General features: G+C 55.4%; 13 protein-coding genes and 1 pseudogene. 4 read left to right on the forward strand and 10 right to left on the reverse strand.

Features of this window, described 5'->3' with window-relative positions; all coding sequences use genetic code 11:
- Positions 1-33: 33 nt before the first annotated feature.
- The 4 genes from cysC to cysG are packed head-to-tail and all read right to left on the reverse strand — an operon-like array spanning position 34 to position 4,410.
- Positions 34-639: an adenylyl-sulfate kinase gene (gene cysC, locus HA50_RS15480; RefSeq protein ID WP_084876465.1), complete on the reverse strand. Its 606-nt coding sequence runs from the start codon at positions 637-639 to the stop codon at positions 34-36.
- Positions 639-2,066 (reverse strand): sulfate adenylyltransferase subunit CysN, encoded by a 1,428-nt coding sequence (cysN, locus tag HA50_RS15485; RefSeq protein WP_084876466.1) that lies wholly within the window; start codon positions 2,064-2,066, stop codon positions 639-641. Before cysN ends, cysC begins: the two co-directional genes overlap by 1 nt.
- Positions 2,067-2,076: 10 nt before the next feature.
- On the reverse strand, positions 2,077-2,985 hold the full coding sequence (gene cysD, locus HA50_RS15490; protein WP_084876467.1) for a sulfate adenylyltransferase subunit CysD: 909 nt from the start codon (positions 2,983-2,985) through the stop codon (positions 2,077-2,079).
- A gap of 9 nt (positions 2,986-2,994) precedes the next feature.
- Complete coding sequence (gene cysG, locus HA50_RS15495; RefSeq protein WP_084876468.1) at positions 2,995-4,410, reverse strand: siroheme synthase CysG; 1,416 nt, start codon at positions 4,408-4,410, stop codon at positions 2,995-2,997.
- Between the two features lie 246 nt (positions 4,411-4,656).
- Here cysG and HA50_RS15500 point away from each other — a divergent pair, with 246 nt between their 5' ends.
- Both HA50_RS15500 and HA50_RS15505 read left to right on the forward strand, forming a co-directional pair.
- Entirely contained in the window at positions 4,657-5,676 is a 1,020-nt protein-coding gene (locus HA50_RS15500) for an aminopeptidase (protein ID WP_084876469.1), read from the forward strand.
- 9 nt (positions 5,677-5,685) lie between these two features.
- Positions 5,686-5,970 (forward strand): YciI family protein, encoded by a 285-nt coding sequence (locus tag HA50_RS15505; protein WP_084876470.1) that lies wholly within the window; start codon positions 5,686-5,688, stop codon positions 5,968-5,970.
- A 45-nt stretch (positions 5,971-6,015) separates the two neighbouring features.
- On the opposite strand, the gene HA50_RS15510 is transcribed toward HA50_RS15505, so the two are convergent.
- From HA50_RS15510 to cysJ, 3 genes are read right to left on the reverse strand one after another with little or no spacing between them, the layout of a single operon-like run.
- Positions 6,016-6,750, reverse strand: a complete 735-nt coding sequence (locus HA50_RS15510) for a phosphoadenylyl-sulfate reductase (protein ID WP_084876471.1) — start codon at positions 6,748-6,750, stop codon at positions 6,016-6,018.
- Positions 6,747-8,471, reverse strand: coding sequence for an assimilatory sulfite reductase (NADPH) hemoprotein subunit (cysI, locus tag HA50_RS15515; protein ID WP_084876472.1), 1,725 nt, complete (start codon positions 8,469-8,471; stop codon positions 6,747-6,749). The genes HA50_RS15510 and cysI overlap by 4 nt, the downstream gene beginning before the upstream one ends.
- Complete coding sequence (cysJ, locus tag HA50_RS15520) at positions 8,471-10,276, reverse strand: NADPH-dependent assimilatory sulfite reductase flavoprotein subunit (protein ID WP_084876473.1); 1,806 nt, start codon at positions 10,274-10,276, stop codon at positions 8,471-8,473. Before cysJ ends, cysI begins: the two co-directional genes overlap by 1 nt.
- A 295-nt stretch (positions 10,277-10,571) precedes the next feature.
- Here cysJ and queD point away from each other — a divergent pair, with 295 nt between their 5' ends.
- Positions 10,572-10,931, forward strand: coding sequence for a 6-carboxytetrahydropterin synthase QueD (gene queD, locus HA50_RS15525; RefSeq protein WP_084876474.1), 360 nt, complete (start codon positions 10,572-10,574; stop codon positions 10,929-10,931).
- A gap of 132 nt (positions 10,932-11,063) precedes the next feature.
- Positions 11,064-11,663, forward strand: coding sequence for an inorganic diphosphatase (locus HA50_RS15530; RefSeq protein ID WP_084876475.1), 600 nt, complete (start codon positions 11,064-11,066; stop codon positions 11,661-11,663).
- Positions 11,664-11,754: 91 nt separating this feature from the next.
- Here HA50_RS15530 and queE read toward each other — a convergent pair whose 3' ends face one another.
- The 3 genes and pseudogenes from queE to pyrG all read right to left on the reverse strand — a co-directional run bounded on the left by queE (position 11,755) and on the right by pyrG (position 15,586).
- On the reverse strand, positions 11,755-12,426 hold the full coding sequence (queE, locus tag HA50_RS15535; protein ID WP_084876476.1) for a 7-carboxy-7-deazaguanine synthase QueE: 672 nt from the start codon (positions 12,424-12,426) through the stop codon (positions 11,755-11,757).
- A gap of 148 nt (positions 12,427-12,574) precedes the next feature.
- The gene (eno, locus tag HA50_RS15540; RefSeq protein ID WP_084876477.1) at positions 12,575-13,873 is read right to left on the reverse strand and encodes a phosphopyruvate hydratase; all 1,299 of its coding nucleotides are present in this window, start codon (positions 13,871-13,873) and stop codon (positions 12,575-12,577) included.
- A gap of 74 nt (positions 13,874-13,947) precedes the next feature.
- Positions 13,948-15,586, reverse strand: a pseudogene (pyrG, locus tag HA50_RS15545) (glutamine hydrolyzing CTP synthase).
- Positions 15,587-15,669: the final 83 nt, after the last annotated feature.

The following is a 15,669-nucleotide window of genomic DNA, read 5'->3' on the forward strand; positions in this document are numbered from 1 at the left end:
CGCGGCAAACCGTAATGATTTGCCGCTGTCTATTCAGGATCTGATGATATCGCGGTGGCGCAGCAGGTCTAACAATTGGGCGGTCAGTTTTGTAACCAATTGTTCACCATCCAGGTGGATTGCAGGCGATTCCGGTGCCTCATAAACGCTGTCGATGCCGGTGAAATTGCGCAGTTCTCCGGCACGGGCTTTTTTATACAATCCTTTCGGATCGCGTGCTTCACACACCGCCAGCGGCGTATCGACAAACACTTCAACAAACTGGCCCTCGGCCAGCAGGTCGCGCACCATCTGGCGCTCAGCACGATGCGGGGAAATAAAGGCGGTCAGCACCACCAGCCCCGCATCCACCATCAGTTTTGCCACTTCACCGACGCGACGAATATTTTCTTTACGATCGTCATCGCTGAAGCCGAGGTCACGGCATAAGCCGTGACGCACATTGTCACCATCCAGCAGATAGGTACTGACGCCCAGACGATGCAACGCCTGCTCCACTGCACCTGCCACCGTGGATTTTCCCGAGCCGGACAGACCGGTAAACCACAGCACCACGCCCTGATGACCATGCTGCTGCTCACGCTCAGCGCGCGTCACCGGATGGTCATGCCACACCACGTTTTCATCGTGTTGCGCCATTACTGACCACCCAGCAAGTCGCGTGCATTCCAGTGTGGGAAATGACGACGAACCAACGCATTCAGTTCCAGCTCAAAGTCACTGTACTGACCAACCTCAGCGCGGCTGGCGCTTTGCGGTTCTTCAATCATGCCCGCGCCAACGGTGACGTTGCTCAGACGATCAATAAAAATCATGCCGCCAGTGACCGGGTTCTGGCGATACTGATCCAGCACCATCGGTTCATCGAAGGTCACTTCCACCAGCCCGATACCGTTCAGCGGCAGGCTGTCAGCGCTGCGTTTTTCCAGCGTGTTGATCTCAACCTGATGAATCACTTTTTCCACGCGGCCACGGGCTTTCTTACCGGCAATCTTCACATCGTAGCTCTGGCCTGGTTGCAACGGCTGCTCAGCCATCCACACCACGTTGACGGTGGCGGATTGCACCGATTTCAGCTCCGCATCAGCGTCTACCAGCAGGTCGCCGCGACTGATGTCGATCTCATCTTTCAGCACCAGGGTGATAGCTTCGCCAGCGCCGGCCTCCGGCAAATCACCGTCAAAAGTGACGATGCGCGCGATAGTCGATTCCACACCCGACGGCAGCACTTTCACGCGCTGGCCCACTTTCACCACGCCTGACGCCAGCGTTCCGGCATAGCCGCGGAAATCGAGGTTCGGGCGGTTAACGTATTGCACCGGGAAGCGCATCGGCTGATGATCAACCACGCGGTTCAGCTCCACGGTTTCCAGCACATCCAGCAGCGTCGGGCCGCTATACCAAGGCATGCTCTCGCTCTGCGAGGCCACGTTATCCCCTTCCAGCGCCGACATCGGCACAAAGCGGATATCGAGGTCTTCCGGCAGCTGCGCTGCGAAATCGAGGTAATCCTGTTTGATCTGCTCAAACCTGTCCTGATTGAATGCCACCAGGTCCATCTTGTTGATCGCCACCACCAGATGCTTAATGCCCAGCAGCGTCGAGATAAAGCTGTGACGACGGGTCTGATCCAGCACGCCTTTACGGGCATCAATCAGCAGAATCGCCAGATCGCAGGTTGAGGCACCGGTCGCCATGTTGCGCGTGTACTGCTCGTGTCCGGGGGTGTCCGCGATAATGAATTTGCGCTTCTCGGTGGAGAAGTAACGGTAAGCCACGTCAATGGTGATGCCCTGCTCACGCTCGGCCTGCAAACCATCAACCAGCAGTGCCAGATCCAGTTTCTCGCCCTGCGTACCATGGCGTTTGCTGTCATTGTGCAGCGAAGAAAGCTGATCTTCATAGATCTGACGGGTATCGTGCAGCAAACGGCCAATCAGCGTACTTTTGCCGTCGTCCACGCTACCACAGGTGAGGAAACGCAGCAGGCTTTTGTGTTGTTGCGCGGTCAGCCAGGCTTCCACGCCACCCTGATCGGCAATCTGTTGTGCAATAACGGTATTCATCTGCGTCTCCTTAGAAATAACCCTGACGTTTCTTCAGTTCCATCGAACCGGCCTGGTCGCGGTCAATCACGCGGCCCTGGCGTTCGCTGGTAGTGGAGACCAGCATCTCTTCAATAATTTCCGGCAGCGTTCGTGCTTCGGATTCCACCGCACCGGTCAGCGGCCAGCAGCCGAGGGTACGGAAACGTACCATACGCTGTTTGATCACTTCACCCGGTTGCAGGTCGATACGGTCGTCATCCACCATCATCAGCATGCCATCACGCTCCAGCACCGGACGCGGTGCGGCGAGATACAGCGGCACAATCTCGATGTTTTCCAGGAAGATGTATTGCCAGATATCCAGTTCGGTCCAGTTGGAGAGCGGGAACACACGGATGCTCTCACCTTTGTTAATCTGGCCGTTGTAGTTGTGCCACAGCTCCGGGCGCTGGTTTTTCGGGTCCCAGCGGTGGAAGCGGTCACGGAATGAATAGATACGTTCCTTGGCGCGCGATTTCTCTTCATCACGGCGTGCGCCACCAAACGCGGCATCAAAGCCGTATTTGTTCAGCGCCTGCTTCAGCCCTTCGGTTTTCATGATGTCGGTATGCTTGGCGCTACCGTGTACAAACGGGTTGATGCCCATCGCCACGCCTTCCGGGTTGCGGTGCACCAGCAACTCAGCACCCATCGCTTTGACGGTGCGATCGCGGAATTCGTACATTTCACGGAATTTCCAGCCGGTATCAACGTGCAGCAGCGGAAATGGCAGCGTGCCCGGATAGAAGGCTTTGCGCGCCAGATGTAGCATCACCGAGGAGTCCTTGCCGATGGAGTACATCATCACCGGATTACTGAACTCGGCCGCCACCTCGCGGATGATATGGATACTCTCTGCCTCCAGCTGGCGCAGATGAGTGAGTCGGTTTTGGTCCATAATTTTTCCTCAAGCCAAATTGACAACGGCGGACTCGCGAGTCCCCTGCTGTGCCGAATGTTGAAACCAGGCCAGTTGCCCGTGCAAATTCACAACTTCGCCAATCACCAGCAATGCTGGCGTCGGCGCGGAGGCGGCCAGCGCCTCCAGTTGGGCTAAGGTGCCAGTCAGCACCTGCTGATCCTGACGCGTGCCGCGGCCAATCACCGCAACAGGCGTCGCTGGATCGCGCCCGTGTTCAATCAGTCCGGCGGCAATCTCTGCCGCCTTCACCGTGCCCATATAGATCGCCAGCGTCTGACGCGCGCGCGCCAGCGACGGCCAGTCAATGCCGTTGCTGTCTGCCCGGCAGTGGCCGGTGATAAACAACACGCTTTGCGCATGGTCACGGTGGGTTAAAGGGATACCGGCATAGGCGGTTGCGCCCGCTGCCGCAGTGATACCCGGCACCACCTGAAACGGGATACCGGCAGCTTTGGCGGCCTGCAACTCTTCACCGCCACGGCCAAAAATAAAGGGATCGCCGCCTTTCAGTCGCACCACGCGTTTACCTTCCAGCGCCAGTTTCACCAGCAGCTGATTGGTCTCTTCCTGTGACACGGAATGAGCACCGGCACGTTTACCCACGCAGATACGATCGGCATCGCGTCGTACCAGCTCCAGCACCTCATCACTGACCAGGTGGTCATACAGCACCACATCCGCCAGCTGCATCACCTGCAAACCACGCAGCGTCAATAATCCGGCATCACCGGGACCGGCACCGACCAGGGTGATTTCACCCTGATTATCGCTGTCGTTCTCCAGCTCACGATCCAATGTACGACGCGCTTCATTAACATTGCCCGCCGCCATCTGGCTGGCGAACAAGCCGTTGAAAGCGCGCTCCCAGAAACGACGGCGTTCTGACATCTGGCGATAACGTTGTTTCACTTTGTCGCGCCACTGCCCGGCAACGGTAGCCATTTGTCCGAGATTCGCGGGCAGCAGGGCTTCAATTTTTTCCCGCAGCAAGCGCGCCAGTACCGGTGCGGTGCCACTGGAGGAGATCGCCACCACCAGCGGGGAACGATCAACAATCGATGGGAAGATAAAGCTGCATTTCGGCTGGTCATCCACCACATTCACCAGCTTGTGGCGCGCGTTAGCTGCGTCGAAAACCTGGCTGTTAAGCGCGTTGTTATCCGTGGCGGCGATAACGAGGAATACGCCTTCCAGCTGTTCCGCATCGAAGGTTTGTGCTATCCACTCAATGGCCGCAATCTCATGCAGTGCCTGCAACTCATGGCCCAACTCACGCGCCGTCACCCGCACATGTGCACCGGCACGCCGCAGCAGTTCAATTTTGCGCGCAGCGATGTCGCCACCGCCGACAACCAGCACCGGACGGTTTTTGAGATCGGCAAAGAGAGGCAGATAATCCACGTTAACCTTGTTAGTTTTACAATAAGTTAACGCGACTATACGTCCCCGCCTTCTGGCAGATGAAATTACGAATTGGAATGAGTAGTTACCGAATGGAATAACGACACGGGATTGCTGAGAACATTTTGTGCTTAGCAAATGATATTGCTGGTGTTTCGGAGCAAATCAAATTGTGTAATAGCGGTCACAGTTTCATACTGAAGCAGAATTTTTTTCGCACGACGGGATGTCAGAAAAGGACACACTATGTTTGCCACCCTCCGCCGCCTCCTGCTGACAGCAGCGATAGCGGGCGGTTTTCCTCTCCTTGCTCAGGCTGCCGGGAACGTACCCGGACAATTTGCCGAACAACAATTGCGTCATATCGCAACCTATTATCCGGGCCGCATGAGCGGTAGCCCGGCAGAGCTGATGACCGCAGATTATCTGCGCCAGCAATTCACCCAACTGGGTTATCAGAGCAATACCCGCCAATTCAATACCGGCTATAACTGGCGCGAAAAGCAGGGCCAGATGCGCTGGCATAAAGTGACCGCCACCTCGGTGATTGCCGCCCGCGCGGGTAGCGCACCGCAGGAGATCCTGATTGTGGCGCATCTCGATACCTGGACACCGCTCAGCAGCCGTGAAACCGACAACAATATCGGCGGTCTGCGTTTGCAGGGCGTGGATGATAACGCTTCCGGCCTGGGTGTGATGCTGGAGTTAGCCCAGCAGCTCAGCAAAATGCCTTTACATTATGGCGTACGCTTTGTGGCGCTGAGTGCCGGTGAAACCGGTCTGCATGGCATGGATGATTATCTGTCACGCATGAGCGCCAAAGAGAAGAAAGACACCCTGCTGGTGATCGATCTGAATAGCCTGATCGTCGGCGATCATCTCTACTTCAACAGCGGCATGAATACGCCATCGGCGGTGCGCAAGCAAACCAGCGCCCGCGCCGTGCAGCTGGCGCACCGCTTCGGCATCTCTGCTGCTACCCATACGCTGGTGGCACGTGATTTTCCCGGTGAGAATCCGTTTGATAAGGCGGGTATGCCGCTGCTGGATGTCACCGCCAGCAACTGGGCGCTGGGCAATAAAGATGGGCAGCAGCAGCGCGCGCGCAGCTCCCACTTCCCGGATGGCAGCGTCCGTCATCAGACCGAGCGCGATAACCTGGACTATCTCGACCACTGGCTACCAGGCCGCATTACCCAACGCACCCATGAGAGCGTGAGAATCCTGTTGCCATTGCTCACCGAGCTGGCGAACCCGACAACATGAGGAACTGATATGTACGTGGTTTATCTGAACTATTTCCGTCCGGTGGAAGAAGTGGAAGCCCTGCTCGCACCCCATATCGCATGGCTGGATCGTTATTTTGCCAGCGGTGCGTTTATTGCGGCCGGACGTAAAGATCCACGCACTGGTGGAATGGTGATGGTGAAAGAGATGCCACGGGATGAGCTGGATGCGATTCTGGCGGAAGATCCCTTCGTGGCGGTGGCGAATTATGACGTCACAAAGGTGAATGTGACGCGTGCCAGTGAAGCGTTTGCCGGGTTAACCGGGATTTAAAGATCCGTAACGGCGCGATTTATCGCGCCGTTAGGGGTGGAAAGATTAACCTTCGTGCAGGCCGCACTCACGCTTCAGACCGAAGAAACGCGTTTCTTCTTCCGCCATGCCGGGTTCCCATTTCTTCGTGGTATGCGTATCCCCCACTGACAGGTAACCCTCATCCCACAGCGGATGGTATTTCAGGCCATGCTGTTTCAGGTACTGATGCACCTGGCGGTTATCCCAGTCGATAATCGGCAGAACTTTAAAAACGCCACGCTGAATCGCCAGCACCGGCAGATGCGCCCGGCTGCCGGACTGATCGCGGCGCAGGCCAGCAAACCAGGTTTGCGCCCCCAGCGTTTCCAGTGCGCGGTTCATCGGTTCCACTTTATTGATCTGGTTGTATTTCTCGATCCCTTCGACACCCTGCTCCCACAGTTTGCCGAAGCGTGCTTCCTGCCAGGCAGGTGAGGCTTCAGCACGGAATACCTGCAAATTCAGGTTGAGCTGCTCAGTCAGCTCATCGATAAAGCGATAGGTTTCCGGGAACAGATAACCGGTATCGGTCAGAATCACCGGAATCTCCGGTTTCAGCCGGGTGACCATATGCAGCAACACCGCCGCCTGAATCCCAAAGCTGGACGAAAGCACAAACGCACCAGGCAGTTGCTCCAGCGCCCAGTTCAGACGCTCTTCTGCCGATTGTTTTTCCAGCCGGGCGTTGGTTTCTGCCAGCGCCATTACGCGATCGATTTTCGGTAAATCATTCAGTGCGGAAAGATCGAGTACCGTCATACTGCCTCCGGGTCCCAAAAATCACGGGCAGGATCAACCACCGGCTTCACGATGCCCGCGCGAATCACGAAGTCGCCAAAACCTTCTTCACTTTTGCGTTCTTTGGCCCAGCGTCCCACCAGCTCATCAATGCTGGCGAGGATCTCACCTTCCGTGATGTTTTCACGATACATGCGCGGAATACGGGTACCGATACGGTTGCCGCCAATATGCAGGTTGTAACGACCTGGCGCTTTGCCCACCAGACCGATTTCGGCCAGCATGGCACGGCCACAGCCGTTAGGACAACCGGTAACGCGTAGCACTATGTGCTCCTCACCAACGCCATGACCATGCATGATTTCTTCCACTTTGGTCACGAACGACGGCAGGAAGCGCTCGGCTTCAGCCATCGCCAGCGGGCAAGTCGGGAAAGAGACACAGGCCATCGAGTTTTCACGCTGCGGCGTTACCTGTTCCATCAAACCGTGTTCACGGGCGATGGCTTCGATCTGCGCTTTTTGCTTCTCCGGCACACCCGCCACAATCAGGTTCTGGTTGGCAGTCAGACGGAAATCACCCTGATGCACTTTGGCAATTTCGGCGATACCGCGCTTCAGCGGACGGCCCGGATAATCCAGCAAACGACCGTTTTCAATAAACAGCGTCAGATGCCATTTCTTATCGACACCCTTGATCCAGCCAATGCGGTCGCCACGGGTAGTAAATTCGTACGGACGCGTCGGGCCGAAGGTAAGTCCGGCACGTTTTTCCACTTCCGCTTTAAAGGTTTCCACGCCCACGCGTTCCAGTGTGTATTTGGTTTTGGCGTTTTTACGATCGGTACGGTTGCCCCAGTCGCGCTGCGTGGTCACCACGGCAGCCGCAACGTCGAGGATCTTCTCCACCGGCAGGAAACCGAACTCACTGGCGGTACGCGCGTAGGTCGCTTTGTTGCCGTGATCGATCGACAACCCACCGCCTACCAGCAGGTTAAAGCCCACCAGTTTGCCTTTCTCAGCGATAGCGATGAAGTTGAGATCGTTAGCGTGCAGATCCACGTCGTTATGCGGCGGGATCACCACCGTGGTTTTAAACTTACGCGGCAGGTAAGTTTCACCAAGGATCGGCTCCTCATCGGTGGTGGCCACTTTTTCCTGATCCCACCAGATCTCCGCATAGGCACGGGTTTTCGGCAGCAGGTGCTCCGACAACTTTTTCGCCCATTCGTAGGCTTCCTGATGCAGCTCAGATTCCACCGGGTTCGAGGTACACAACACGTTACGGTTGACGTCGTTGGCGGTTGCCAGCGCATCAAGACCGACTTCGTGCAGCATCTGGTGGCTCGGCTTGACGTTCTTCTTCAGAATGCCGTGAAACTGGAACGTCTGGCGGTTGGTCAGACGGATACTGCCGTAAATGGTTTTGTCGGTGGCGAATTTATCAATCGCCAGCCACTGGGTCGGCGTGATGATGCCGCCCGGCAGACGGCAACGCAGCATCATGGCATGACGCGGTTCGAGTTTCTGCGCCGCACGCTCGGCACGGATATCGCGGTCATCCTGCTGGTACATACCGTGGAAACGGATCAGCAGGAAGTTATCGCCGTTGAAGCCGCCGGTCAGACCATCATCGAGATCCTCAAGGATGGTGCCACGCAGATAATTGCTTTGCTTTTTCAGACGCTCGGCATCAACAAGTTTGCCTTCAACGACCAGCGGTCCAGGGTGTTTTTCACTCATTAGTAAACGTCTCGCTGATAACGGCGCTCAATGCGCAGCTCACTTAAAAACTCGTCAGCCGTTTCACGATCCATTCCACCGTGCTCGGCCACCACATCCAGTAATGCCTGCTCAACATCTTTCGCCATGCGATTGGCGTCGCCGCAGACGTAAAGGTGCGCGCCTTCTTCAATCCAGCGCCACACTTCCGCACCTTTGGCACGGATTTTATCTTGTACGTAAATCTTCTCTGCCTGGTCGCGTGACCACGCCAGATCGATATGAGTCAGCAGACCGTCTTTAACATACTTCTGCCACTCAACCTGATACAGGAAATCGTCGGTGAAGTGCGGGTTGCCAAAGAACAGCCAGTTTTTGCCGCCTGCACCCTCGTTATCACGCTGCTGCATAAAGGCGCGGAACGGGGCGATGCCGGTACCGGGTCCGATCATGATCACCGGCGTTTCCGGGTTGGCAGGCAGACGGAAGTTGTCGTTATGCTCGATAAACACGCGAATCTCGCTGTCTTCCTCCAGCCGGTCTGCCAGCCAGGTCGAGGCACCACCGCCACGTACCCGTTCATCGATGTCGTAGCGCACCGCACCCACGGTGATGTGCACTTCGGTTTCGTTCTCAGCCTGTGAGGACGCGATGGAATACAGACGCGGCGTCAGCGGGCGCAGCAGTCCGGTTAGCTGCTCAGCGTTCAGTTCGGTCGGAGCCTGACGCACCATATCGACAATCGGCAGGCTCTGCGCGTAATGCTGCAGCTTCGGCTTGTCACCCACCAGTGCCAGCAGCGCATCGTTGCGAGCCAGCGCGGCATAGTGTTCAACGATCTGCGGCGTGTTCACCGTCAGCTCGAAATGACGTTGCAGGGCATCAGACAGCGCCAGGGTTTCACCGTGAATAGTCACCGGCTCGTCACCTTTCAGCCACAGCAGTTCCAGCAGTTCTGATACCAGCGCCGGATCGTTTTCATACCAGACACCGAGAGCATCGCCCGGCTGGTAACGCAGACCGGAATCGCCGAGGTCAATTTCGATATGACGCACGTCTTTATCGGAATCACGCCCGGTGATTTTCTGATTCACGGCAAAGCTGGCTGTCAGCGGTGCTTCTTTGCTGTAGGGGCTGCTGTGCACTTCGTTAACGCTGCCCGCGGCAGTGATGGCAGCGATGGCCGGTGCTTCCGTCGGCACCCGCGCTTTCAGGATGTCGGTGATTTGCTGACGCCAGGCAATGGCCTGGGCTGCGTAATCCACATCCGCATCCACGCGATCCAGCAGACGCTCGGCCCCCAGCTCGGCCAGGCGACTGTCGAAGTCTTTACCGGCTTTGCTGAAGAATTCGTAGGAAGTATCACCGAGACCAAATACGGCAAAGGCCGCGCCCTTCAACTGCGGGGCTTTTTTCGACATCAGGAATTTATGCAGCGCCACCGCTTCTTCCGGCGGCTCGCCTTCGCCCTGGGTGGAGGTCACCACCACCAGCAGCTTTTCCTGACCAATTTGTTTGAATTTGTAGTCACCGGCGTTGACCAGATTAACGCTCAGTTTCGCGGCCAGCAGGTCATCACGCAGTTGTTCCGCCAGACGACGCGCATTGCCGGTTTGCGATGCGGAGATCAACAGGATGGTCGGCACGTCGGCCTGCACCGGCGCAGGAACAGCCACGGCTCCTGGCGTCTGGTTGACCATGCCCCAGAAATAACCCGAAAGCCATGCCATTTGGGTGGTAGAGAAATCGGTAGTCGCCGCCTGTAAGCGCGCGAGTTGCTCCGGGGTTAGCGGCAGCAGTGAACCTGGGGGTGCCTGAGTCGTCATCGCGTTAAAAATTCCAGTATCAGAAGTCCGGACCGTAAAATGGCGGAAGAGTGAGTAGGTTACCGGCCCGTATATTAACGATTAAATAAACCTTCGACATAATAAATAACCAAAACGACTAAGTGGTTTTTCGGGTAATGCTAACCAGCAAAAGTGGTAAATAAAGCCATGACTATTCAATAAGTTAATTTTCAGCCTGATTGGGTTAAGTGCGTAAAATGCCCTGTTCATCGGTAACGGATGCTAAAAATCTGCATTTCAGGTAGACTTCAGCGGTTTTTATGTTGAGGCCATTATGTCTACCACGTTGTTTAAAGAGTTCCAGTTTGAAGCGGCGCACCGCTTACCCCACGTGCCTGAAGGGCACAAATGCGGTCGTCTGCACGGCCATTCCTTTCTGGTGCGGCTGGAAATTACCGGTGAAGTGGATGCTTATACCGGTTGGGTTATGGATTTTGCAGAACTGAAAGCGGCGTTTGCGCCGATTTACGATCGTCTCGATCATCACTATCTGAATGACATCCCAGGTCTATCCAATCCCACCAGCGAAGTGCTGGCAAAATGGATTTGGGACGAGATGAAGCCGATCCTGCCAGAACTCAGTGCGGTGATGATCAAAGAAACCTGCACCGCAGGCTGCGTCTACCGCGGATAGTTGTTGTGTTCCCGGGCTGCTCCCGTGCAGCCTGAGTTTCCTCCCCTACGCTTCTTTACACTCAGGTCATCTGGCTGTCATCAACGCCCCCTACGTTGTTGTCTCCTTCATTAAAGATCAAGAGAATCAACAATGAACCTGGTGAAACGCCTTTCCCTGATTGCTGTTTTTATTTCCGCCTCTGCCGCCGTTCAGGCGCAAAACGTGCTTGATTTCCCGCAGCCGAAAAACGTGCCGGATGAGTTTTATGCCGTCACGGAAATCCCGGCGGGTGGCAATATCAAGTATGAAACCGACGCAAAAACCGGCTTTATCGTCGCCGACCGTTTTCAGTCGATGCCGGTGGCTTATCCGGCCAACTACGGTTCGCTGACTCAATCGTTGGGTGGCGATGGTGATCCGCTGGATGTGATTTTCTACAGCCGAGCCCCGCTGCAACCGGGTACGTTGATCAAACTGCGTCCGATTGGCGTGCTGAAGATGATCGATGGTGGCGAAGTGGACGATAAGATCGTCGCGGTGCCCGCCAGCAAAATCGATCCCACCTATGACGATATCAAGACGATGAACGATCTGCCGAAGATCGAGCAGGAACGTTTGCAGGCGTTTTTCCGCGTCTACAAACAACTGCCGGATGGCCGTAAGAAAGTGGAGCTGAATGGTTTCCAGGATGCGGCGGCAGCGAAAGCAGAAATTAAGCAGGCTTTTGACGCGTATCAGGCAAAACAGTAATCGAAACCGTAGCGGCGCGATTTATCGCGCATCTTGCACAGAATTGCGCGATAAATCGCGCCGCTACGGGTCTCTGCAGGTGTTGGCAATATCAGGCGATATTGAGATATTTGTGCGTCTGCATCGACAAGCGCCAGTTGCGGGCAATGCAGGTTTCGATGCACAGTTTGGTCGCCGCATCACCACGGCTGATCGGCTGTAGCGCAATGATGCGCTTTTTCTCGTCGTGCAATCCTGCCAGCAACGCATCCAGCGCTTCAACATCACGCTCGCGCGCTACCGGATGTTTGATCTCATCCGCCCGCACTAACGCCTGCGGCAGCACATCGTAACCACCGCGCATATTCACTTTCGGTGAAACCGTCACCCAGGTGGTGTCAGTACAGCGAATTTCATGGGTGCCGCTGGTTTCAATCTGGCACTGAAAACCCGCCGCTTCCAGTGCGCTGGTCAGAGGGCGTAAATCGTAAATGGCCGGTTCACCACCGGTGATCACTACATGGCGCGCAGTCCAGCCCTGACGCTGAATGCTCTCAATCAGCATCGCAGCATCGGCGTTGCCCCAGGCATCGCTTTCAACAGTTTTGACCAGAATGTCACCGAGCGAGGTCTCCCGATCTGCCAGCTTTTCCCAGGTATGTTTGGTATCACACCAGCTACAACCCACCGGACATCCCTGCAAGCGGATGAACAGTGCCGGAACGCCCGTGTAAAAACCTTCGCCCTGCAGTGTCTGGAACATTTCGTTAATCGGGTAGAACATTTTTTACTCACTTCATCATTTCAAGGCGCAGATTATGGCAGATCTGTCACCGGTAACAACAGCGGCTTTACGCCAAAAATGCAAAAGCCCCGCACGAGGCGGGGCTTCATATCAGGCGATACCGCCTTCAGGCGGCATCAGCAGGCGATTAAGCCTGGCCTTTCACTTCTTTCAGACCGTTGAAAGGTGCTTTCGCGCCCAGTGCTTCTTCGATACGAATCAGCTGGTTGTACTTAGCAACGCGGTCAGAACGGCTCATAGAACCGGTTTTGATCTGGCCAGCCGCAGTACCTACCGCCAGGTCAGCGATGGTCGCATCTTCGGTTTCACCTGAACGGTGTGAGATCACCGCGGTGTAGCCAGCGTCTTTCGCCATCTTGATAGCAGCCAGGGTTTCGGTCAGTGAACCGATCTGGTTGAATTTGATCAGGATGGAGTTAGCGATGCCTTTATCGATACCTTCTCTCAGGATCTTGGTGTTGGTTACGAACAGATCGTCACCTACCAGCTGGATTTTGTCGCCCAGCACTTTGGTCTGGTAAGCGAAGCCCGCCCAGTCAGACTCGTCCAGACCGTCTTCGATAGACACGATCGGGTACTGTTTGGTCAGATCTTCCAGGAAGTGGGTGAATTCTTCAGAAGTGAATGCTTTACCGCCTTCACCCGCCAGCACGTATTTGCCGTCTTTGTAGAATTCAGATGCTGCGCAGTCCATCGCCAGGGTGATGTCTTTGCCCAGTTCGTAGCCTGCTGCTTTTACCGCTTCAGCGATAACAGCCAGTGCTTCGGCGTTAGAACCCAGGTTCGGCGCGTAGCCACCTTCGTCACCTACCGCAGTGTTCATGCCTTTGCTTTTCAGCACTTTTGCCAGGTGATGGAAAACTTCAGAACCCATACGGATGGCTTCTTTAACAGTTTTCGCGCCAACCGGCTGAATCATGAATTCCTGGATGTCGACGTTGTTGTCAGCGTGCTCACCACCGTTGATGATGTTCATCATTGGCAGCGGCATAGAATATTTGCCCGGGGTGCCGTTCAGTTCAGCGATGTGCTCATACAGCGGCTGACCTTTAGAAGCAGCAGCAGCTTTCGCCGCAGCCAGAGAAACGGCCAGAATGGCGTTTGCACCGAAGTTGGATTTGTTCTCAGTACCGTCCAGCTCGATCATGATCTTATCGATGTTCGCCTGGTCTTTGGCATCTTTGCCTTTTACCGCGTCAGCGATCGGACCGTTAACCGCCGCAACCGCTTTGGTTACGCCTTTGCCCAGGAAACGAGATTTGTCACCGTCACGCAGCTCCAGAGCTTCGCGAGAACCGGTTGACGCACCTGACGGCGCAGCAGCCAGACCAACGAAACCACCTTCCAGATGCACTTCTGCTTCTACAGTCGGGTTGCCACGGGAGTCGATAATTTCGCGACCGATGACTTTTACGATTTTGGACATTCGATTTTCCTCAGTACAAGTTAGTCAATCCTAAGACAAACAACGCGCGAAACTTCGCGCGCTGCTCGTGAAACTTACTTCGCTAACCGCTTCTGGTACTCCTGCGCCGCTTTAACAAAGCCAGCGAACAACGGATGACCATCGCGCGGGGTCGACGTGAATTCCGGGTGGAACTGACAGGCCACAAACCACGGATGGTTTGGAATCTCAATGATTTCGACCAGTTGATCGTCACCGGAACGGCCTGCAATGCGCAGACCCGCCGCTTCAATCTGCTTCAACAGCATATTGTTTACTTCATAACGGTGGCGGTGACGTTCAGTGATCACGTCTGAGCCGTACATCTGGCGTACTTTGCTTTCCGGCGTAAGCTGGCACTGCTGGCTACCCAGACGCATGGTGCCGCCCAGATCGCTCTGCTCGCTACGCACTTCGACGTTGCCTTCTTCGTCACGCCATTCGGTGATCAGCGCAACCACCGGGTACTTACAGTCTGGCACAAATTCAGTTGAGTTGGCGCCAGCCATTCCCGCCACGTTGCGGGCAAATTCCATCAGTGCAACCTGCATTCCCAGGCAGATGCCGAGGTAAGGCACGTTGTTTTCACGCGCGTATTGCGCGGTCATCAGTTTGCCTTCCACGCCACGGTAGCCAAAGCCACCCGGAATCAGAATAGCATCCAGATCTTTCAGTAATTCGACACCACGGGTTTCAACATCCTGCGAATCGATCAGCTTGATGTTGACGGTGACACGGTTTTTTCAGACCACCGTGTTTCAGGGCTTCAATCACTGATTTGTACGCATCCGGCAGCTCGACATATTTGCCGACCATACCGATGGTCACTTCACCGCCCGGATTCGCTTCTTCATAAATCACCTGTTCCCACTCGGCCAGGTTGGCTTCCGGGGCATTCAGGTTGAAGCGTTTACAGATGTAGTCATCCAGACCCTGCGATTTCAGCAGGCCCGGGATCTTGTAGATGGAATCAACATCTTTCAGGGAAATAACCGCTTTTTCCGGAACGTTACAGAACAGCGCAATTTTAGCGCGTTCGTTGGCCGGTACAGCGCGGTCAGAACGGCAGATCAGCACATCGGGTTGAATCCCGATGGACAGCAGTTCTTTTACCGAGTGTTGCGTTGGCTTGGTTTTCACTTCGCCTGCGGCAGCCATGTACGGAACCAGCGTCAGGTGCATATACATGGTGTGTTCACGGCCCACATCGACCGCCATCTGGCGAATCGCTTCGAGGAACGGCAGGGATTCGATATCCCCCACGGTGCCGCCGATTTCCACCAGAACCACATCGTGGCCTTCGCCACCTTCAATGATGCGCTCTTTGATGGCGTTGGTGATGTGCGGAATAACCTGAATGGTCGCACCCAGATAGTCGCCACGACGCTCTTTGCGCAGCACTTCTGAGTAGATACGGCCGGTAGTAAAGTTGTTGCGGCGCGTCATTTTGGTACGGATGAAGCGCTCGTAGTGACCTAAATCCAGATCGGTTTCGGCCCCGTCGTCGGTGACGAAAACTTCACCGTGCTGAGTAGGGCTCATGGTACCCGGATCGACGTTGATGTACGGATCGAGTTTCATGATGGTCACATTCAGACCACGTGCTTCAAGGATGGCTGCGAGGGAGGCTGCGGCAATGCCTTTCCCCAGAGAGGAAACGACCCCGCCGGTCACAAAAATATAGTTCGTTGTCATGCTGAACCTGAGAGTTTAGGTTTAAAGACGATGGAATAACCAGGACGGGAAAACAGTATACCTGAAGTCGTCACCTGCCACAA

The sequence above is a fragment of the Pantoea cypripedii genome (assembly GCF_002095535.1).
Taxonomy (GTDB): domain Bacteria; phylum Pseudomonadota; class Gammaproteobacteria; order Enterobacterales; family Enterobacteriaceae; genus Pantoea; species Pantoea cypripedii.